The sequence below is a fragment of the Mesorhizobium sp. BR-1-1-10 genome, assembly GCF_020165595.1.
Lineage (GTDB): Bacteria > Pseudomonadota > Alphaproteobacteria > Rhizobiales > Rhizobiaceae > Mesorhizobium > Mesorhizobium australicum.
The window spans coordinates 170106-191040 of record NZ_JAIUIL010000001.1 but is presented as its reverse complement, the minus strand read 5'-3'; the positions used below and the strand labels follow the sequence as shown (position 1 = coordinate 191040).

At 63.2% G+C, this 20935-nt stretch carries 14 protein-coding genes; 8 read left to right on the top strand and 6 right to left on the bottom strand.

The window, feature by feature from the left end:
• The first annotated feature begins 135 nt into the window (after nt 1-135).
• The 4 genes from LB555_RS00800 to LB555_RS00785 are packed head-to-tail and all read left to right on the top strand — an operon-like array spanning nt 136 to nt 6500.
• The gene (locus LB555_RS00800) at nt 136-915 is read left to right on the top strand and encodes a PP2C family protein-serine/threonine phosphatase (protein WP_224682120.1); all 780 of its coding nucleotides are present in this window, start codon (nt 136-138) and stop codon (nt 913-915) included.
• Nucleotides 912-3551: a serine/threonine-protein kinase gene (locus tag LB555_RS00795; RefSeq protein ID WP_224682119.1), complete on the top strand. Its 2640-nt coding sequence runs from the start codon at nt 912-914 to the stop codon at nt 3549-3551. The genes LB555_RS00800 and LB555_RS00795 overlap by 4 nt, the downstream gene beginning before the upstream one ends.
• A gap of 13 nt (nt 3552-3564) precedes the next feature.
• Nucleotides 3565-4059: a DUF1036 domain-containing protein gene (locus LB555_RS00790; protein WP_181174059.1), complete on the top strand. Its 495-nt coding sequence runs from the start codon at nt 3565-3567 to the stop codon at nt 4057-4059.
• Nucleotides 4056-6500, top strand: a complete 2445-nt coding sequence (locus tag LB555_RS00785; RefSeq protein ID WP_224682118.1) for a M23 family metallopeptidase — start codon at nt 4056-4058, stop codon at nt 6498-6500. Before LB555_RS00790 ends, LB555_RS00785 begins: the two co-directional genes overlap by 4 nt.
• Before the next feature lie 24 nt (nt 6501-6524).
• Here LB555_RS00785 and LB555_RS00780 read toward each other — a convergent pair whose 3' ends face one another.
• A complete protein-coding gene (locus LB555_RS00780; protein ID WP_140877746.1) occupies nt 6525-7028 on the bottom strand; it encodes an OmpA family protein in 504 nt (167 codons plus the stop codon).
• A 213-nt stretch (nt 7029-7241) separates the two neighbouring features.
• Between LB555_RS00780 and LB555_RS00775 the strand changes: the two genes are divergently transcribed.
• On the top strand, nt 7242-7778 hold the full coding sequence (locus tag LB555_RS00775; protein ID WP_224682117.1) for a DUF6931 family protein: 537 nt from the start codon (nt 7242-7244) through the stop codon (nt 7776-7778).
• A 61-nt stretch (nt 7779-7839) separates the two neighbouring features.
• Here the strand turns inward: LB555_RS00775 and LB555_RS00770 are convergent, their stop codons facing one another.
• From LB555_RS00770 to LB555_RS00760, 3 genes are all read right to left on the bottom strand, one after another.
• On the bottom strand, nt 7840-9018 hold the full coding sequence (locus LB555_RS00770; RefSeq protein WP_224682116.1) for a caspase domain-containing protein: 1179 nt from the start codon (nt 9016-9018) through the stop codon (nt 7840-7842).
• A 67-nt stretch (nt 9019-9085) separates the two neighbouring features.
• A complete protein-coding gene (locus LB555_RS00765) occupies nt 9086-10183 on the bottom strand; it encodes an OmpA family protein (protein ID WP_224682115.1) in 1098 nt (365 codons plus the stop codon).
• Nucleotides 10184-10627: 444 nt separating this feature from the next.
• Entirely contained in the window at nt 10628-13177 is a 2550-nt protein-coding gene (locus LB555_RS00760) for a caspase family protein (protein WP_224682114.1), read from the bottom strand.
• Between the two features lie 825 nt (nt 13178-14002).
• Between LB555_RS00760 and LB555_RS00755 the strand changes: the two genes are divergently transcribed.
• Genes LB555_RS00755 through LB555_RS00745 form a run of 3 tightly spaced genes read left to right on the top strand, consistent with a single transcriptional unit; the run spans nt 14003 to nt 19468 of the window.
• On the top strand, nt 14003-14761 hold the full coding sequence (locus LB555_RS00755; RefSeq protein WP_140877641.1) for an ImuA family protein: 759 nt from the start codon (nt 14003-14005) through the stop codon (nt 14759-14761).
• Complete coding sequence (locus LB555_RS00750) at nt 14676-16199, top strand: Y-family DNA polymerase (RefSeq protein WP_140877643.1); 1524 nt, start codon at nt 14676-14678, stop codon at nt 16197-16199. Before LB555_RS00755 ends, LB555_RS00750 begins: the two co-directional genes overlap by 86 nt.
• The gene (locus tag LB555_RS00745; RefSeq protein WP_224682113.1) at nt 16196-19468 is read left to right on the top strand and encodes an error-prone DNA polymerase; all 3273 of its coding nucleotides are present in this window, start codon (nt 16196-16198) and stop codon (nt 19466-19468) included. The genes LB555_RS00750 and LB555_RS00745 overlap by 4 nt, the downstream gene beginning before the upstream one ends.
• A gap of 45 nt (nt 19469-19513) precedes the next feature.
• Here LB555_RS00745 and LB555_RS00740 read toward each other — a convergent pair whose 3' ends face one another.
• Nucleotides 19514-20107, bottom strand: a complete 594-nt coding sequence (locus LB555_RS00740; RefSeq protein ID WP_140877647.1) for an SOS response-associated peptidase — start codon at nt 20105-20107, stop codon at nt 19514-19516.
• A gap of 178 nt (nt 20108-20285) precedes the next feature.
• On the bottom strand, nt 20286-20921 hold the full coding sequence (locus LB555_RS00735; RefSeq protein ID WP_224682112.1) for a CGNR zinc finger domain-containing protein: 636 nt from the start codon (nt 20919-20921) through the stop codon (nt 20286-20288).
• Nucleotides 20922-20935: the final 14 nt, after the last annotated feature.

The following is a 20935-nucleotide window of genomic DNA, read 5'->3' as shown; positions in this document are numbered from 1 at the left end:
CACGGCTTTGTTCAAGCGCAGCGGCGGCTGCGGCACTCATTTTGGTACTCTAATGGATGCGCTTATGGCAAAGTGGCCTGGGCACGCTGCCCGGGGTTGGTCACAGGGGACGCTCGCGAAGCGCTAGGTGGCAAATTGAGCACTGTCGCCCTTTCCATCGAAAGCTTCGGCGTGACCCATAGAGGCTGCGTGCGCGACCACAATGAGGACAACTACCTGATAGAGCCGCAGACCGGTCTCTGGGTGGTGGCGGATGGCATGGGCGGGCACGAAGCCGGCGAGGTCGCGTCGGCCAGCATCGTCGACCATCTGGCAACGATCGGCATAGCGAGCTCGGCACCCGACCTTCGTGCGCGGTTCGAGGACCGGCTGAGCCGCGCCAATTCCGAGATCCGCGAGATCTCGCGATCCCGCGGCATCACCATCGGCTCGACCTTCGCCGCCTTGCTTGCCATGGATGGACGGTTTGCCGGCCTGTGGGCCGGCGACAGCCGCATCTATCTGATCCGTGACGGGACAATCTTTCAGGTCTCGAAGGATCACACCGAGGTCCAGGGACTGGTGGATCGCGGCATGATCAGCGCGCAAGAGGCGCTTACCTGGCCGCGCCGCCACGTCATTACCCATGCAGTCGGGGTGAGCGACGAGCTCGAGATCGATTTCCAGCAGGGCGAGCTGATGGCGGGGGATGTTTTCGTCCTGAGCACCGACGGACTGACGGCTCATGTCAGCGACGCCGAGATCGAAGCCGCAGTCAGATCGGCAACGCCGCAGGCGGCGTGCCGGAGCCTGCTGGAGACGGTGCTGGCGCGGGGCGGCACCGACAATGTGACCATCGTACTCGTGAAGATCGGCGGCGGGCGCAACGGTGCGCCCCATCCGGATCGGTCCGGACCGGAGAGCCTGGCGAGATGAGCGACGACGATAAAACGCGGATATCGGCGAACGTCACCTATGCCGGCGCCGGCACGCAGCTCAGCGGCATCTACGAACTCGACGAGAGGATCGCGTCCGGCGGCATGGGAGAAGTCTATCGCGGCCACAACATCCAAACCGGCGATCACGTGGCGATTAAGATCGTCCTGCCCGAATTCGCCCGTGACCAGACGATCCTGTCGCTGTTCCGCAAGGAAGCATCGATCCTCAACCATCTGTCGCATGATGCGGTGGTTCGCTATCACGTCTTCACCATCGATCCGAAGATCGGCCGCCCCTACCTGGCGATGGAGTTCGTGGACGGCCAATCGCTGTTTGATGTGATGCGTCACGGAGCGATGCAGGGGGAAGACGTGCGGCGCCTTTGCCATCGCTTGACCTCGGGGCTGGCGGCTGTGCATCAGGCGGGCGCGATTCACCGCGACCTTTCGCCGGACAACATCATCCTGCCTGGCGGGCGGGTGGAGCACGCCAAGATCATTGATTTCGGTATCGCTCGCTCGGCGACCGCAGGCGGTGAAACGCTGATCGGTGGGAAGTTCGCCGGCAAATACAATTACGTATCGCCCGAACAGCTCGGCCTCTATGGCGGCGAGGTCAGTGAGCAGTCCGATATCTATAGCCTCGGCTTGGTACTCGCCGCCGCACTGCGCGGAAAGCCACTCGACATGAGCGGCTCGCAGTATGAGGTCATCGAAAAACGCCGGAACGTCCCAGACCTGTCTGACATCGATCCCGAGTTCCACGATCTCCTCGGCGCCATGCTGCAGCCCGACCCGCGCGATCGGCCGGCCAGCATGGCCGAGATCGCCAGGGCAACGCGTGGCGAGGATGTCGAGCTGACATTGCCGCCCGTATCGTATGGTTCGCGCGAACGCTCGGGCTTGCCGCGCGCCGGCTGGACGGCACTGCCCACCTCCAGGCTCGAGCGTTCGGCATCTCCGGGCGAACAACGCTTTGTCGAGCATGTGCGGCCGGCGCATCTGTCGCAACCAGAGTCGGCGCCGACGCCCGGCACGGCCGTTCCGGCTAAGCCGCGAAAGCCGGGGCGGATGCCGGCCATCGCTGCCGGCCTGGTAACGCTGGCGGTCCTGTTTGGGGGCGGCCTTTATGTCAGTGGCATCCTGGCGCGGCCGCCGGCCGAAGAGATCCCCAAGCCTCTGACATCAAAACCGGTGGTGCAGAAGCCGCAACCGGAAGCATCGCAACCGCCGCCATCATCACCGCTGCAGCCGGAGCCGTCAAAACAAGATAACGCTGCCACCGACCAAACGGCAATGCCACCTGCGCTGCCGGATGCTCAGGTGAAGACCACAATACCGGCCGCGGACCAGGCGGACGCAGCAGGCGAGCAGAAACCGCAGCATGCCAAGCCCTCCGAAATGCCGGTGCCGACCCCGCGCCCCGCGCTGCCATCGGCAACAAAATCACAGCAGGTCGCCAGCCGGGAGCCGACGGGCCAGCCGGTGACCGCACCATCCATGGCTCACCCCGAAGCAACGGCTACTCCGCCGGTCGAGATCAAGCCTGCCGAGACGCCGACCGCGACCCGGTCAAACGCGGTGTCGGTGCCGAAGCCCGAGGCGAACGCGAACCCGCCGCAGCCAGTCGGCGAGCCGCCGGGGACGTCGGCGCCAAGCCAGACGCAGACAGAGGGCAAGCCGGCGCGGGAAGCAAACCCGCCGGCGACGAAACCAAGCGCAACCGAGTTGGTCGATAAGCTTTCCAAAATGGCCGAGCCGGAGGCTTCCTCGCCGACGATTGCGGAAAGCCCAGTGCCGGCGCTGCCGGTCAGCCCGCCGGCTCAGCCGGTGCCGCCGACTGCGATCGCTAGCAAGCCGCTGCCAGCCGCGCCGTCCGAAGCGGCGAACACGCCGCAATCTTCCCAGCAACCGCGGCCGCCGTTGACCACGCAGCCCGAAAACACCACCGTCGCCATCAACATGCCCAAGCCGGCGGTGCCGCCAGCGGCGGCAGTCGACGAGACGGCGCAACGTGCGTCGTGGGTGCGCGACTTCAGTGGCGGCGACTGTTTCTACGCGTCGCTGACATCCCAAAGCGCCAGCGCCGCCGCAATCGAAGGCTTCGCAACCGCCGTGCAGCCCTTCGAGCAGATGCTCAATGACTTTCAATCAAGGTTCCATCTCGAGCCCGATATCAGCGTCCGTGTCATCGACCAGCCCCAGTGTGAAGTGACCAGGTTCCTGCGCTTGCTCGACCGCAACCAGGTGGAAAGGCCGCAACTGGTTCTCGACCGGACGGCGGTGCCGGACGGCGCGCCGATCAGGGGCACGCTGGCAACCCATGGCGGGCTGGTTTCTAACGTCATGCTGATCGACCACAGAGGCATCGCCTTCAACCTTGATGACCGCATGGTGGCGCAAGCCGACAAGGCGATTTTCAGCATACCGATTGGTTTGGGCGCCGCCGACAAGGCGGCCGGCAAAGCCCTGCCGCAGATCATGCTGGTGATCACCGGACCGCACGACATTCGGGCCGCGAGCTTCTCCAGGCCGACACCAGCCTCCGACCTTTTGCCAAAGATCCTCGAAGAGATCGAGGCCGACGGTTCGCAATTCTCCGCCGCCGCGAAGTATTTCAGGCTCGGCGGATAGATATGTAACGCCGATGGACCTTCGCGCCTTGCATTTATTCTGCCCGCCTTCCGCACGCATAAAGCGTAGCTGGTCTGGACGCTTGCTGGCCAACCGCGTCGCGTTTTCCGTGCTGTCGGGCGCAGCACTGCTCCTTGCCGTCTCAACCGACAGCGCGCATGCGGAATTCACCGTCTGCAACCAGACCCTCGACGTCGTCAATCTCGCCGTCGGACAGAAGATCGACGATTCCGACCAGACCGACGGCTGGTGGACCATTGGCGCCAACCAATGCGTGAACGTCATCCGCGAGGAACTGACCAACCGGTACGTATACCTCTACGCAACCGACGTGTTCGGCCATGCGATCCTCAGCGGATCGACCGAAATGTGTGTTGATCGACACCGCTTCTCTATCCGTGGCATCGACGAGTGCTGGCAGCGCGGTCATATCGCGGCCCGTTTCGTCGAAGTCGATACGCTCGAGCAGGTGCGCTGGACCTATTTCCTGACCGGAAACGGCCCGTGACGCACAGTATCGACACGAGCTTCAAACAAAAGAAGCTGGCGCGCCAGAGCGAGCGCAGGCGCAAAGTTCGGCACCGCTTTCTTGCCGGCCTTGCCGCGCTCACCGTCATCGCGATCGCCACCGGGTTTTATCTCACCCGGGATGATTGGTCGTTCGGCGACGAGAATGAAGAGCTGCATCCCGTCGAAGGTATGGATGACATACCCCCCGACGCCTCGGTCTATGTGCCGGCCATCATCGATCTTGCCGGCGACCCGATGTGGATCACGCTGGCACCCGATGACGAGACCGCCACGAAGGGCCGCACGATTGCGCGCCCGGCCGAACTCGACAGTTCCGGGGCTTCGCCGCAGATCGAGATCCTGTCCGACGTGATGTTGAGCGCCAGCGAGAAGTTCATGACGACGATCCCCTCCACGCAGGAGGATTTTGCCTTCTTCCAGGCGCAGCGGCAGGCTGCTCCGAAGCCCTCCGCCGCGGCACCCGAGGGCCACGAGCCGACCGCGCCCGAACCTGCCGTCGCGTCCGAGGATCAACGCGATGATCTGGCGAACGACCTGCAGGCGGCGCCTGAAGGGGGGGAGATGTCCCCAGGTTCGGCGCTCAAAGCTGACGCGGACGACCCCGAGGCCGGCTGGGGCGAGACCATTGACCAGGGCGAGAAAGCGCTGCCCGCCTTTGAGAAGACCGCCATTGAGAACAACACGACGGTCGCGACCGTCATCAGCGATTATCAGCGCTACGAGGCGACAGAGGACACTTTCGTGAAAGTCCTCAACGAGCGCAGTCTGGACAGCGTCGCGCTCGACGCGCATTTCTCCGCGGATGATGCCAGGCTTGCGGGCGAGGCGCTGAAAGCGGTGTTCAACCGCGATCGGCTGGAGCCTGGTTTTGTGGTCGCCCTGCGCGGTTTCCGGCCGAACGGTGAGACGACGACCATGTCGCTGATGCAAGTCTCCGTCTACGCAAGGAACCTTTACGTCGGCACACTGACCCGCAACGCCGGGGGCGCCTTTGTTGCAGGCGTCGATCCCTGGGTGCGCGAGGACCTCTTCAACTATTCCGGTGGCTCGGATCAGGGTGGGCCGAAGCGGCAGTACCGTCTGCTCGACGCAATCTACTCGACGGCGGCGCGCAACAAGGTGCCGACGAGCGTGATCGGCGAAGCCATCATGTATCTGTCGAGAGGACAGGATCTGGACGCCTTCGCCGGCGAGGACCAACGCCTGGTGCTGATCTACTCGCAGACCCCGCGCGGCCAAGGCGAGATTTCCGGACGGGTGCTTTACGTCGGCGTCCTGGGTAAGGACAAAAACCTCGACTGCTTCGTCTACCAGCAAGCCGACGGGCAGTATGCCTGCGTCACCGGCGATGATCAGGTTCGTTCGCAGACCGTCACCAACGGCATGATCACGCCAGTGAGCGGGGTGATGACGTCGACCTTCGGCCCGCGTAGACATCCAATCCTCGGCACGGTTCGAATCCACAAGGGCGTCGACTGGGCAGCCCCGGTCGGCACGCCCATCATGGCGGCCTACGACGGCGAGATCAGCTTCCAAGGCGACGGCGGCAGCTATGGCAATCTGGTCAAGATCACCCATTCAAACGGGCGCGAGACGCGCTACGCCCATATGCAGAAATTCGCCATTGCCAGCGGCGTCGGCACCAAAGTGAAGGCAGGCGACGTCATCGGCTATATTGGCACAACCGGGCTCTCGACCGGACCGCATCTGCATTTCGAACTTTATCAAAACGGCGAGGCGATCGATCCGCTCGGCACGGTCACCACGGTTGCCAGCGCTGAGTCCCTCAGCTCTGGCCGATCCGCAGGCTCTGGCGATGCCGCGGTCGAAACGCTAACCGACCGGATCGTACATGTTGAAAGCGGCGGCAGCGCCCGCGCCAAGAATCCCAACTCGTCGGCAACCGGGGCTGGCCAGTTCATCACCAAGACCTGGATCCGGATGATGAACACCTATCGTCCCGATCTAGCCCGTTCGCTCTCGACCGCCGACCTGCTCGCGCTTCGCTATGACGTGACGTTGTCGCGTGAGATGGTGCGCAATCTGGCGCGCGAAGGCGAAGCCTATCTGCGCGCCCGCGGCCACCAGATAACCGCAGGTCGCCTTTATCTGTGCCACTTCCTTGGCATGGAAGGAGCGCATCAGGTGCTGGCCGCGTCCGGCACGTCGCAATTGAGCGCCGTTTTGGGTTCAGCGGTGATCGAGGCCAATCCCTTCCTCATCCGCAAGACCGCGGGCTATGTCATCGACTGGGCCGAGCGGAAGATGGGTCAAAAAGTGCCGCGCCTGGTGACGGATGCGGGCCAGCCGGCGACGACCACGACCGAAGTTCGGCAGACGTCACCGGAGTTCGAAAAATACAAGCAGGCGATAACAGCGCTGCTCAATTCGATCCAAGGTGTGCTTGAGCCAAGCTAATTAAGGATCGGCCGGTCGGCGAGCCTACTCGGTCCTGACACGCATCTCCACGCGGCGGTTGACCGGATCGTAAGGGTTGGCGACCCGCGGATGCGATTTGCCAACGCCGATTGCTTCCAGTCTGGCAGGTTCTACCCCGTTGGCTGTCAAGAATGCCGCCACCGATTGCGCCCTTCTCTGCGAAAGATCCTGGTTGTACCGATCCGAGCCGGTCGCATCGGTATGCCCCTCGACGACAAAGCTGAACGTGCTCAGCCGATTGTCCTTGAGGGCCTTTGCGAACTCATCGAGTTCGGTGCGCGCGATCTGGTCGAGTTGAGCCGAATCAAGGGCGAAATTGATCATCATGTCGAGACCAGCTTTTTGTGGGGCTGAGCCGGTCTTCTCCGCCTTGCTCTTGCACTCTTCCTCCGTACCGACGCAGATGCCGCGCGAGGCACCGAGATTGCCGGGTTGATTGGCGAAGAACTTCACGATGTCTTCCGACTTTTGAAGCGGATCGGCACAGACTTGCGTTGCAAGAAGCATGGCCGCCAATGCCAAGGCTGAACTGACCCATCGCATGACCGTCACTCCAGTGTGAGTGGATTTCGCTGGCGCCTACCATAGCAAATCAGGAAGCGATTGTCTGTGAACAAACGCATGCTGCTTGTGACGACCACCTGTTAATGTCGGCCGCTTGACCGGCGCTCGCTCACGGGCTTGAGTGCTTGTCTGCTGGCTCGTGGGGATGTGGCAGCCATGGCTAATGAACTCGGGTACAGAACGGCACGGGATCTGTTCATTGCTTGTCCCGCCATCGCCAGGGACATGAAGTCGCTGGCCACGGGTCAGCCGCCCCTGGATTTTTGCCGTAGCCTGCTTGCCGGGCGCGTGCCGGAAGAAGCAGTCACGTTCTGTGCCTACCTGCTACCCGAGCGAGCCGCCGTCTGGTGGGGACATGAATGCTTGAGCAATGTCGCCGAGCTGCTCGCTGGCCAGGACCTCGAATTGCTGGCGCTTGTCCATGCCCGCGTCGGCGAGCCTGACAATCCTCAACATCAAGCAGCCTTGAGCAATTCCTTGCAGCTGCCGCCGGCAACCCCGGCCGCCTGGATCGCACTGGCAGCGGTATGGCGTCACCCGACGCTCAAAATGGAGTCCAGCGGATTCCCCGCCGCCCATGCCGTCAACGCCGCAATCCTGGCGGGACTGGCCCGCGCGGCGCTGGCGGACCGATTTACCTTGCTTTCCGCCTTTGTCGAAATGGGCATCGAGATGGCTCAGCTTGAGGCGTAACGAGTTCGCCGTTCGCCTCCCCTGCTTGCCCTCCCTCGTCGCTGACACCAGCCCAGCACTACTACTGGCAGCCGCCTTGCGCCCATCTGGCCAGCGCGACCTTGAATCGGGTACCCAGCGGATGCTGCAGGCGAAGGACCGAGACGCCGTTGGCAGCGAAATTCTTCGCCTGGTCGCAAAGCCGGGCCTCGTTCCACTCATGGCAGCTGTCGCAGTGCTTGCCTTCCCACACCGACTTGTCGAGACCTTCGACCGGACTGAAAAGCGGTTCGCCCTTGATCAATTGGGCGATGCTCTTGCCGTCGATCGCCGGATCCCCGAACGTGACCGGGCGATCGAAAAAGATTGGCCCGTCAGTGGCAAGCTTCGGGATCTTCGCTCGAAGAACATCGAGCGCAAGCTGGTCGTCAGTCTGGGCTGACGAGCCGCCGGTGTTGCGCGTCCCGGAGCTGGCTTCATCAGGCGGGGTGCTCGCTTCACCCACGATCAGCGGCGCGTTGAGATCGACCTTGTGCAGGACAACCTCGGTGGTCAGGGAGACATTGGTCCAAGGGCGCTGCTTACCGCCTGTCGCCCTAAAAACGTCGCTGGTCACCCTGTTCATCGCTTCGCTAATGGAGACATTGGATTCGCCAATGTGCTGAAGCAACGCGGTCGTGAAGGGCGAGTGGTCGCCGGAGCCATCATAGGCGAGCTGGTTGGGACTGGCAGCGAACGCAATGAGCGTCCCGGCACCGCCATTCTCAATCCCAATTTCCGCAAGCCCGCGGCTTGCACCTTTGATGCCCGCGGTCTTGGCCAGCAGATCGACCAAAGGATTGTCCCGACAAGCGTCCAGAAACACCAGCCTGATGCTGGTCTCGCGAGACATCTGGCGCAAAACGAAATCGACCGACACGGCCTCAAAGTCGAGCGAGGTTTCGTCCTCGAGTGCTGCATCGACCGGAAGCAGGTAATTCTTGCCGGAGACCTGCAAGCCATGTCCGGCATAGAAGAACAGGGCGATATCGGCGCCGCGCACCTGCTTGGCGAACTGGGCGACGGTCGCTTGCGTCTGCTGCTTGGTGAGGTCGAAACCGGAGACCACCTCGAAACCAAGGTTCTGCAGGCGCTCGACCATGGCCTGCCCGTCGCGCGCGGGATTGGCGAGCGGCGCGGCGTGCTGATATTGCGAGTTGCCCAGCACCAGCGCGACACGGCGCTCGGCAGTGGCGGCGGTCAAGGTCAAAAGCAAGACCATTGCGACAAGCCCAGTGCCGCGAAACAAGCTTGCGCAAAACGCCAATGGACGGGAGCCCACCCTGCCCTCAGTTCGCGAGCTTCGTGGCGGAGAATTCGATGCGCCGATTGAGCGCCTTGTTCTTTGCCGTATCGTTGGCGGCAACCGGCCGCTCCTCGCCGTAGCCGGTGGCGCTGATCTGGCGGCGCTGCACGCCATCGGCGACCAACGCATCGGCAACCGCCTTGGCGCGCCGTTCCGAGAGCGCCTTGTTCGCCTCTGGCGAACCGTCCGAGTCCGTGTAGCCGGCGACCTCAACATTCAGGGTCGGGCATTTGCCGACCACGCCCTCGACCTCGGCGAGCAATGGACGGCTCTTGGCATCAAGTCGGGCGCTGGCTGCACGGAAGTAGATGGCTCCGGTGCGCGACAAAACAGCAAACCGGTTGAGACACTCCTCGTCGCTGAAGTTGGATTTCGCAGCGTCGGTGGCCACGGGGCCGACTTCGGCGGCGTTGGCCGCGACTGTCTGCACAGCACCCGGCTTGCTGCCCTCGGCAACAAAGACGAAGTCGAAGGACACTGACGCAGTGGGCACTATGTTCGTCACATTGGCGGCCTGCTGCAGCTTGTCGACGTTCGGCAGCAGGCCGAAGTCCTCCACATGCACCGCAACGGGAGCCTCGGAAGCAACCGAGACCTGAGTGTCGCTGATCATGGTTACGACGACGCTCGCCTCCAGATCCTTATCGACGCCATGTAGGCTGAGCCGGAAGGGCAAGCTTGCCTTGATGCGGCGTTTGGCTGGCAAGTCGGCAAAGGCCGCCGGGTCCACCTTCGCGGTCAGCTCGGCCGTTGGGTACTTGAACGTTTCGAAGAACAGGAAGCGCATGCGCACATTGCGGAGGTCGACGCCGGTGTCGACGGAATTGAGATCGAAGCTGACCTTGGCATCACCGGCGGAAGTCAGCGTGCCGGTGATATTCCTGATCTTGTTGGTTTCGACGATCGTGTTCTTCTTGACCGACTGATAGGTAAGCACCGAAGCGTCCGGATCGAGCGTCCAGTTCGGCGCGGCACTCGCCGTCTGCGGTGCAAGGAATAGCAGTCCCAATATCGCTACGACGATAAGCCCAGGACGCTGCGCTTTTGCTCGCGCTCGCCAGAATGCAACGACTTCGAACATGGAACGCCCCCGCCAGGCAACCCGATCCAACTAACGGCATCGGCGCAACCATAGAGCACTTGTCCCTGATTGGCGAGCGCTTCGAGTCGGCCATGGCAGCGGCAATGCCAGAATATGAAGTTAGCTGCTGGTGACCGCCGTCACCAGCTGCTACCGCCGCCCGAACTGCCCCCACCGCTACCGCCACCCAAAGGAGTGACGACCGGCGGGGATTCGTTTTGGGCCGGTTTGATCAATTTCGTGGCCGTCACCTTCTTGCGCTTGATGGTTTTCGGTGCAGTCGTCGTCCGAACGGCCCTGGCCCGATGTTGGTGTTTCGTCGCCGGGGTCGGCTCGACCGTGGGCGTCACCGTTGTGCAACCCGCCACGGCCAGAGCGCCGGATAGAACTGTTGCGACAATTGCCTGCTTCAATGCCCAGCCCACCACATTGCCTCCTTGTTGTTCAGAACAGGTCTCGGCGCGGATTATCTTGCTCCCAGACGGCTCTGGCCGTCTTGACTAGTTGCTCGTCGACAGAGCCGCCCGCCGGAATTTTCGATCTGAGTTCCGAGCGCAGCTGCTTCAAGGCGGCTGTTTTCGGCTTCGCACCGAATTGCGCCAGCGTTGTGCGAGCACTCGGCAATTCGTTGCGAAGATCGAGCCCTATGCTGAACGCCAAATAGCGGACAACCAGAGCCTGATCGGCCTTGTCGCCCTTCTGCATCTCGATGGCCGCGCGGTCATACGCGCCGGAATAATCTCCGCGAGCGCTTGCAAGCTCGAAAAGCCTTGTCGCCTCATCGAGGTTCTGCGTCACGCCAACTCCATCCCGATACATGCGGCCGAGACTGCCCGGCGCATAGGGTTGGCCGAGATCCATCGCTTTCTGGAAAAGCGCCTGTGCCTGCTTCGGATCCTTCTCGACGCCACGTCCGCTGAGATAGCTGCGGCCTAGAAGGTTCATCGAGTACATATCTTGCCGTTCAACTCCCGCTTTGAGAAAGGCGACTGCGCGATCATAATCCGCGGGCACGCCGCTACGACCTTCGGTGAAGATCGAAGCAAGCTCGTTCATAGAATAGGTATGCCCCATAGCGGCCGCCTTCAGCAGTAGATCCAATCCCTTACGGGTATCGCGTTCTACTCCCAAACCATTGAACAGAGCACGTCCCCAGGCAGTCATCCCATAGGGGTCGCCTTTGTCGGACGCCTTCGCATAGAAGCCATTCGCCTTTTTGGGATCCACGGCAGCCCCTATCCCTGAGGCGGCAATATAGCCCAGCTCGAACACTGCGCGCACATGCCCCTTGTCGGCAGCATCCTGGATCGCCTTCTTGGCCTCGTCGACCTTACCAACTGCAAGCAATGCCCGGCCGAGCTGGTAGTGGAAGCGAGGGACATCGGGATAGGCTTTCACCGCCGCTCGGCAGACGTCTACGGCGTTGCTGCTGATCTCATTCGGCAACAGGCCGGGGACGACGCCCTGCAGGTCAAGTGGCTCACCCGCCTCCCTGTCGCAGGGGTCGACGCTTGGCGAGAGCTTCATCGTCGCCGGCTTCGACGACGTGTTGTCGGCCCTGATTTCGAAGCCGACGATCAGTGGCTGGACGGCGCCGATCTGGGGTTCATAGCGCAAGTGGTCGACTTCATCGGCCATCAGGCTCGAATCTGGCGACAAGGTCCGATCCGGCAGCGACAGCGTTCCCGTTGCCGGATAGCCTGCAAATTTCAGGCTGACTGCCGGATCCGCGGTTGGGAAATCCAGTTGCAACGGGACCGGGCCGACGCCAACTGGAACATGGACCTCACGATTCTCGATGGCTTCGGCGGCGCCGGCAATGTGAATGCCGCGTTCCACCGCTTGCTGCTTCTGTTCGGACTCCAGCGAGGCTATAAGTTGCTTGCCCTCGGCACCCTCACCATTCTTGACCCGGAACACCAGGATGCCCTGGGATTCGCCACCCCAATTGTCGCGCGTTGAATAGGCCAGCATGTCGACTTCTTCCTGGGCACCCACACCTTTGGGCACGTCCATTCGCAATCGCGGGAGATCCTTGCCGGCAATCGGCTCCCCCGCCGCAACCGGCTTCCCGTCCAGAATCAGATGCCCCAGCGCCGGCTGCCTGTCGATGCTGACGGTGACCGCACCGCCATCGACATCGACCGGCTCCGGCAGGTCGAGCGCGACAGGCCCGACGCCGGACGGCACGACCTTTTCCAAGACGGGCGGCAGTGCAGGCCGGTTGGCGCGACGCATGAGGACGACCTCGTCGATCAGCGATGAGTTTTCCCAAGGCACTTGCTTACCGGCCGTAGCCTCGACCACATCCCTGCGAACGGCTGCCATGACCGAGCGTATCTCCTGGTTCGGCGCCAGCGCGCGACGAGAGAAGGCGGAGGAGAAGGGGCTGAGGTCGCCATTTCCGTCATAAGCGACAGCACCGGGCTCGGTGGCGAAGGCTATAAGCGTGTTCAGCGAACTTTTCACCTGTGCAAGCCCGGTGTTGCCAGCAACGATCAGCTGGTCTCGCAACCAATAGTCCTTGCGCGGAAACGGATTGTTGCGGCAGGCATCGAGGATGATCACCTGGATCTTTGATTTCGTCCGCAACTGCTGCAGCACATCATCGAGCTTGACGGCCTGGACCTCAATGTCGGCCGCGTTCTTGAGCGACGCATCGACCGGGATCAGGAAATTTTCTCCGCCGATCTGAAAGCCGTGGCCGGAATAGTACACGATCGCCAGATCGGCACCGTCCGCCGCCGCGAGGTAGTTGCGGAACTGTTTTTCGAATTCGATCTTGGTGAGATCCTTGGCGACGAACACATCGAACCCGGCCAGACGAAAGGTGTTCGACACGTCCTCGGCATCCTTGTCCGGGTTCTTGAGGGCCGGAATCTCGCGGTATTCGGAATTGCCGATGACAAGGGCCACCCTACGATCGGCACAAGCTTGGAATGCCGTGAAGCTGGTGAGCATCAGGGCCGCAATGAACGCAAAACGTCGCAGCATGGCGCATCCTTAACTGCTCACGACCTGAAGGGTACAAGACACAGCTTGCGACAACCAGGTCTGTTAAAGACTTCACAATCTGCCCAAACGGCAAGGTCGCACCCGCGATGGATGGCAGGTGCTGTTCCCACACTCCTAAAATAACCCAGTGGCGTGGGTACCGCAATAAGCCGGGCGAATGCGAACCAGTCTGCGGCGTGATCGGACTGCAGGGCCTTGCTGTCGCCCGGTCAGCTATGTCGACAAAGCACCGGGCCGGTTGACACTATCTCGCCTCGGCCCGTTGCTTCGCGGGCGGAGCCCTCCCCGCTTTGGGAGCCATTTAGACCAGCCCAGGCTTCTCGCACGTCCTGTGTCCGTTTCCTCGCCTTCGCGGCCGAGACGATCCCGCCTTCGCGCCGATCAACGAGCGCACCGTCGCGAGCATCCGCCACAGCTCGGGTCGACGACCGGTCATCTGAAACTGCCCAAGCGATCTGGCAGGTGGCCAAACGATCCCTGTGCGCCGCTGCGCATCGCAGCCGCTGCCGATGCGTGCCCGTGGATGGCAGCGCGCTCGGGCTGCCAATTGGCAGGAGAAGCTATCAACGCGCCTGCTCTTGCGGGGAGGACTTCTTCCGGCACTCCTTGGCTGATTACGAGATGCACGAGCGGTCGCGCAGACGCACCGGCACTCGGGGCGGGGCTGCAGTTCGGCACAGCTCACCTGGCGCGTTGCTTCAAACCGTCCAAGGCCTGCTCGGGACACCCGCCCTGCCCTACCTCTTGACTCTTGATCCGTGTTGGAACAAATAGAGAACAAATTCCTATTCTGCTGAAGGTTCGATGAACGTGCGGCGACAACCCGCTATCGGTACATTGCGCGCGTCGATCGAGAAAATCGAAGGCCGGAGCCGACCTACTAAGTCGGTTCTTCCCTTCGGAATCCCCGATCTCGACAAGCGGCTCCCCGGGGGCGGGCTGGCGCTCGGTGCCCTTCATGAGATCGCCGGCGGCGGCACCGGTGCGATCGATGCCGCCGCCGCGGCCCTTTTCGCCGCGGGCATCGCCGCCCGTACCAGGGGCAAGGTTCTGTGGGTCATCACGCGCTCCGACCTCTTCGCGCCCGCTCTGGCGCAGGCAGGCTTGGCGCCCGACCGGGTCATCTATGCCGAAGCCGGTGACGATAAGACCATTCTTGCTTGCGTGGAGGAAGGCTTGCGGCACGGTGGGCTCGGCACCGTGGTCGGCGAAGTCGCCCGGCTCGACATGACGGCCTCCCGGCGGCTTCAGCTTTGTGCCGAAGAGACCGGCACCATCGGCATCGCCCTGCGGCGCTGGCGACGGCAGGCCGAGGCGGCTGATTTCGGGCAACCGACTGCGGCTGTGACCCGATGGCGCATCTCGGTGCTGCCTTCGGCTTCATTGCCGGTGCCCGGGGTCGGCCGTCACCGCTGGCTGGTCGAGCTTATCCGGGCGCGAGCTGGCGGAAGTGCGGATTTTGAACTGGAGGCCTGCGATGGCAAGGGTCGTCTCGCTCTTCCTTCCCAGCTGGTCGACCGACAGGCTGCGGCGCCTGGCTGGCGACGCCGCACCGCCCGCTGAGGCGCCGCTCGTGCTGACTGGCCTGCACGGGAGGCGGGAGGTGGTGCTAGCCGCGGACGCGGCGGCCTGGGCTGCGGGCGCGCGCGTCGGCATGCCTGCCACCAAAGCCCGTGTTCTTGTCCCCAAGCTGGTCGTTCGAGATCATGATGCTGCGGGTGACGCCGAGGCGCTCGGCCGGCTGGCCGTCTGGATGTTGCGGCGTTACGCCCCGATCGTCGCGGTCGACGTGCCGGACGGCATTGTCCTCGACACCACGGGCGCCGATCATCTGCACGGCGGCGAGGAAGCGATGCTCGCCCGCCTGGTTGACCGGCTGGCTACGTCCGGGTTCACCAGTCGGTCGGCGATCGCCGACACCTGGGGAGCAGCGCACGCGCTCGCGCGTCATGCGACCAGACCGGCAATCGTCGCCCCGCCGGGACACAGCGCCTCAGCGATCGCACAACTGCCGCTTTCGGCGCTGCGCCTGCCGGCTGATACGATCGAGGGCCTGCGCGTCCTCGGCTTCGAACGCATCGCTGATCTGCTTACGCAGCCGCGTGCGCCTTTGACGTTGCGGTTCGGCCCCCAGCTTGGGCGGCGGATCGATCAGGCACTTGGCGTCCTCAACGAGCCGATCGATCCGATACGCGGCGAGGAGCTGACCGAGGTCAGACGCAGCTTTGCCGAGCCGATTGGGGCGGCCGAGACCATAAAACGCTTCATCGGTGAGCTCGTCGCTGCCCTGCGCCAAGCGTTGGAAGCCAAGGGGCTTGGCGCCAGGCGTCTTGATCTCATCTGCCACCGCGTCGACAGCAGCGCCCAGGCCATTCGCGTCGGCACCGCCCTTCCCGTACGCGATGCCAAGCGCCTGACGCGGCTCTTGACCGACAAGGTCGAAACCATCGACCCCGGCTTCGGGATCGAGGTCATGACACTGACGGCGATACTTGCCGAGCCGCTTGCCGCCAAGCAGCTCATGACCTCGCTGGTCGACGATGCGGCACCGGACGTGTCGGACCTGATCGATGTGCTGGCCAACCGTGTCGGCGAGCGCTCGCTCTATCGCGCCGCGCCGGTCGCCACCGATGTTCCGGAGCGATCGGTGCGCCGCATTCCCGCAATGGCGCCGGACTCCGGCGCCACATGGCCGGGTGATTGGCCGCGCCCGGCCCGGCTCCTGCCCTCGCCCGAACCGATCGAGACCGTTGCGCTGTTGCCCGATCATCCACCGGTGTCCTTTACCTGGCGAGGCATCCGACGCCGTGTTCGCCGCGCCGATGGACCGGAACGCATTTTCGGCGAGTGGTGGCGTTGCGACGCGGAACTGGTGGCTGTGCGCGATTATTTCCGCGTCGAGGACGATGCCGGCGAGCGCTATTGGATCTTCCGCTCCGGCGATGGCGAGGACGCGGCCACCGGCTCGCATCGCTGGTTTTTGCATGGGGTGTTCGGATGACCGACCGCCACCGCTACGCGGAACTACAGGTCACCTCGCATTTCAGTTTTCTGCGTGGCGCCTCATCATGCGAGCAATTGTTTGCCCAGGCCGCGGTGGCCGGGATCGAGGCGATGGCAGTGGTCGACCGCAACTCGCTCGCCGGGATCGTGCGCGCCCACGAGGCCGCCAACGCCACCGGCGTCCGCCTCGTCGTCGGCTGCCGGCTCGACCTCGCCGACGGCATGTCCGTCCTGGTCTATCCAACCAATCGAGCCGCTTATGCGCGGCTATGCCGGCTGCTGTCCCTCGGCAAGAAACGCGGCGGCAAGGCCAAGTGCATCCTCGACTGGGCAGACCTCGTCGCCTATGGCGAAGGCCTACTCGCCGTGCTGGTTCCCGACGAGGCCGACGAGTGCTGTGGCCTGCGTCTGCGGCGGCTGCGCGACGTCTTCGGGGACGGCGCCTTTATGGCGCTGACCTTGCGCCGGCGGCCGAACGATCAGCTGAGGCTGCATGATCTGGACACCCTGGCAGATGATGTCGGTGTGGCGACTGTTGTCACCAACGATGTGCTCTTCCACGCACCGGACCGCCGGATCCTGCAGGACGTCGTCACCTGCATCCGTTATAACGTCACCATCGATGAACTTGGACACCGACGCGAGCGCCACGCCGATCGCTATCTGAAGCCTCCGCAGGAGATGCACCGGCTGTTTGCGCGCTACCCGGAAGCGGTGGCTCGGACAGTGGAGATCGTGTCACGCTGCCGCTTCGATCTCGCCGAACTTGCCTATCAATATCCAGAGGAACGCAGCCACCCGACCCTGACGCCGCAGCAGACGCTGGAGAAGTTGACCTGGGAGGGCGCCGATGAACGCTATCCCGAAGGCGTGCCCGACAGCGTGCGAGCCTCGCTCAGGCACGAACTGCGGCTGATCCAAAAGCTGCGCTACGCGCCCTACTTCCTCACCGTGAACAGCATCGTGCGCTTTGCGCGATCGAAAGACATTCTGTGCCAGGGCCGGGGCTCGGCCGCTAATTCAGCGGTGTGCTACGTGCTCGGCATCACCAGCATCGATCCCGGCCGCAACGATCTGCTGTTCGAGCGCTTTGTCTCCGAGGAGCGACGCGAGCCGCCCGACATCGATGTCGACTTCGAGCACGAACGGCGCGAGATCGTCATGCAGTGGGTTTACGAAACCTACGGCCGCGACCATTCGGCGCTCTGCTCGACGGTGATCCGCTATCGCACCAAGGGAGCATTGCGCGACGTCGGCAAGGCGCTTGGGCTCACCGAGGATCTAATCAGAACCTTGTCCGGGCAGGTCTGGGGTTGGTCGCAGGAAGGTGTCGAGGCCAGGCATGTCGAGGCGCTCAACCTCAATCTCGGTGACCGACGCCTGCGCATGGCGCTTGATCTCGCCCGCCAGTTGATGGGCGCGCCGCGCCATCTGTCGCAGCATCCTGGTGGCTTCGTGTTGACCCGTGACCGACTTGACGAGCTGGTGCCGATCGAGCCCGCCGCAATGGATGATCGCCAGGTGATCGAATGGGACAAGGATGATATCGATGCGCTGAAATTCATGAAGGTCGATGTCCTGGCGCTGGGCATGTTGAGCTGCATGAAGCGCGGTTTCGATCTTCTTGCCCATCACAAGGGCATCAAGCTCGATTTGGCGACCATCCCCGCCGAGGATCCGCGCACCTATGCCATGATCCGCAAGGCGGACACCCTGGGCACCTTCCAGATCGAGAGCCGGGCGCAGATGTCGATGCTGCCGCGCCTCAAACCCCGCACCTTCTACGATCTCGTGGTCCAGGTCGCGATCGTGCGGCCCGGACCCATCCAGGGTGACATGGTCCATCCCTATCTTCGGCGCCGCCAAGGCTTGGAACCGGTCCATTATCCCAAGCCCGAACTCGAGAAAGTTCTGGGCAAGACGCTCGGTGTTCCCCTGTTCCAGGAGCAGGCGATGCGGGTGGCGATCGAATGCGCCGGCTTTACCCCCGGTGAAGCCGACATGCTGCGCAAATCAATGGCAACTTTCAAATTCACCGGCGGTGTGTCCTCCTTCAAGCAAAAGCTGATCCGCGGCATGGTCGACAAAGGTTATCAGCGGGCCTTTGCCGAAAGTACGTTCAAGCAGCTTGAGGGCTTCGGTTCCTACGGTTTTCCAGAAAGCCACGCAGCCTCCTTTGCCCTTATCGCCTATGCCAGCGCGTGGCTGAAATGCTGGCACCCAGATGTGTTTTGCGCGGCCCTCCTCAACGCCCAGCCAATGGGCTTTTACGCGCCTGCCCAGATCGTGCGCGATGCGATCGAGCACGGCGTCGAGGTTCGCCCCGTCTGCGCCAATTCCTCGCGATGGGACTGCGTGCTCGAGCCAACGGAAAATGATAGCCGCTTTGCCGTTCGCCTTGGACTTCGCATGACGCGCGGGCTCGCCAACGCGCATGGCGCCGCGATCGTTGCCGCGAGAGCCGATCGGCCCTTTGCTTCGATAGATGATTTCTGGCGGCGCGCCGGCGTGTCCTCAGTAGCACTTGTCCAGCTTGCCGATGCAGATGCATTCCGTCCGTCCCTGGGCCTGGCACGCCGCGAGGCGCTCTGGGCAATCAAGGCGCTGCGCGAGGAGCCGCTTCCTCTCTTCGCCGCCGCCTCCGCTCGCCAGGCGCGCGCCGATCCCGAAATCGAGGAGCCGGCCGTCTCGTTGCGGCCGATGACGGCAGGTGGCGAAGTGGTCGAAGACTATGGCCATGTCGGCCTGTCGCTGCGTGCCCACCCGGTATCCTTCCTGCGCGAAGATCTGCGCCGCCGGCGTCTGGTCACCTGCAGGGAAGCGATGGAGGCGCGCGATCGGGCCTGGCTCGAGGTTGCGGGCATCGTGCTGGTGCGTCAGCGCCCCGGCAGCGCCAAGGGGGTGATGTTCATCACGCTGGAGGACGAGACCGGCATTGCCAACCTGGTCATCTGGGTCAAGGTGTTCGAGCAGTATCGGCGCGTTGTGCTTTCAGCCGGCATGATCGCTGTGCGTGGCCGCATCCAGCGCGAGGGCGACGTCGTCCATCTCGTCGCGCAGCGGCTCACCGACCTGTCGGCCGACCTCGCCAGCGTCGGCCATCGCGAGGGCGCATTTCCGCTACCGCACGGGCGCGGCGACGAGTTCCATCATGGCAGTCCGACGCTCGATCCGCGCGGTCGTCCCGCCAGCATGCGCAGCCGCGATATCTATATCCCGGACCTGCATATCGACACGATTCGCGTGAAGCCTCGCGATTTCAAATGAAGTCCTCGCGTTTGGCCGCAAATCGCCAGCGCCGAGCAGGGCTCGTCAGTCGCTTCCTGGCCGAACCGTTTCAACGTGCAGCGTGCCTGCAGGCGACGGTTGAAGCAGCTCCGCTTCGCTCTTGGTAAGGTAGATCCAGTGCGCCCAGTCCTGCGGGCGCAACACGACGACCTGCCGGTCATGATAGGGCCCAACGTCTGGTCCCGGATCGGTCGTCAGCATCGTGAAGGCCGCTGGCGCTGTGCCCTGCCCTTCCCGCCAGGTGCCGGCGATGGCCATGAACGGCTCATCAGTCATTGTGAAGCGATGCTTGGCCTTGGGATATTTCTTGCCCGTGAACTCGAAGAAGGCCGAGGCCGGAATGAGGCAGCGATTGCTCTTGGCAAAGCTTCGACCTTCGGAGCGGAAGTTGAAAACCGGACCGCTGCGCGGGTTCGATGGCGGGAAGCTGAAATTCATGGGCACCAGCTCGATGCCGTTGCCCGCTGCGCGCATCACCGGGCCGACATCGTTGACCTTGATGTCGTCTGCCTGGGGGAGATCGCCTTCGCTCTGCTGGGTCGGTATCCCGAGTTCGAGCCTCTGCATCATCTTGCAGTATTCAGCCCAAAGAATGTGTTGCTCGTAGTCGTTGCACATAATGATTGATCCGGCTTTGCGTGATGACGATACGACCTTACATCCGTCCGGCAAACCTGATGCCACTCGTATCCTGCCACTGAAGTGTGGCCAAACCCACCACAGTTGACGCCATGGTTGGCGCCCGTGCTTCAGCCACCTGCTTGTACAGCACCATCGGCGGATGGCTGCCGCGTCGTCATCTCCCGTCTCTCGTCCCGCGGACCCTGGCGTAATGGCGCGAAGCCTTGGCGCGATTGCCGCAATCTCCCATGGAACACCAACGCCGGTTTTGTGCCCGGCTCCCGTCGACGAACAGCCAGCCGCAGCCTCGATCGTCCTGGCATTGCTTGACCCGCCCTGCCTGCGGGCCGGTCATGAGCTCAGCCGCGGAGACGGCGATCGGCGTGCAGAAAATGAACACGCCTGGTTCGGAAGCGTTCCAGCCGAATTTCCCGCCCTGCCATTCCAGCAAGGCCGCTGGCCTGTGTTGCAGAAAGCGATTGAACGCCTGGACGTGGTCATCAGCGGGTGGGATCTTTCTGATCTGTGCCACCAGGAGTTCATAGATCGTCTCGCGCAGCGCTATGGCGCTTCCATAAACGGCTTGGGCCCGTTGGAGGTGCCCTCCCCTCCCCGGCGTCAGTTCAGCAGGATCGTTGGAAATGCGCACGCCGTTTTCATCAAGCCAATCCAGCAGTGCGGCCGGCGTGGGAAGCCGCTCCTCGGCGGCTTGCCGCAAGCGCCAGGCAGCCGTGTTGACAAAGCGGATCGCCAGATCCTCTTTCGCGACATTGCCGGGCTGCCGCAATTTCAGGAGGTGCGGGGAACTCAAGCTCGATCTCCGAA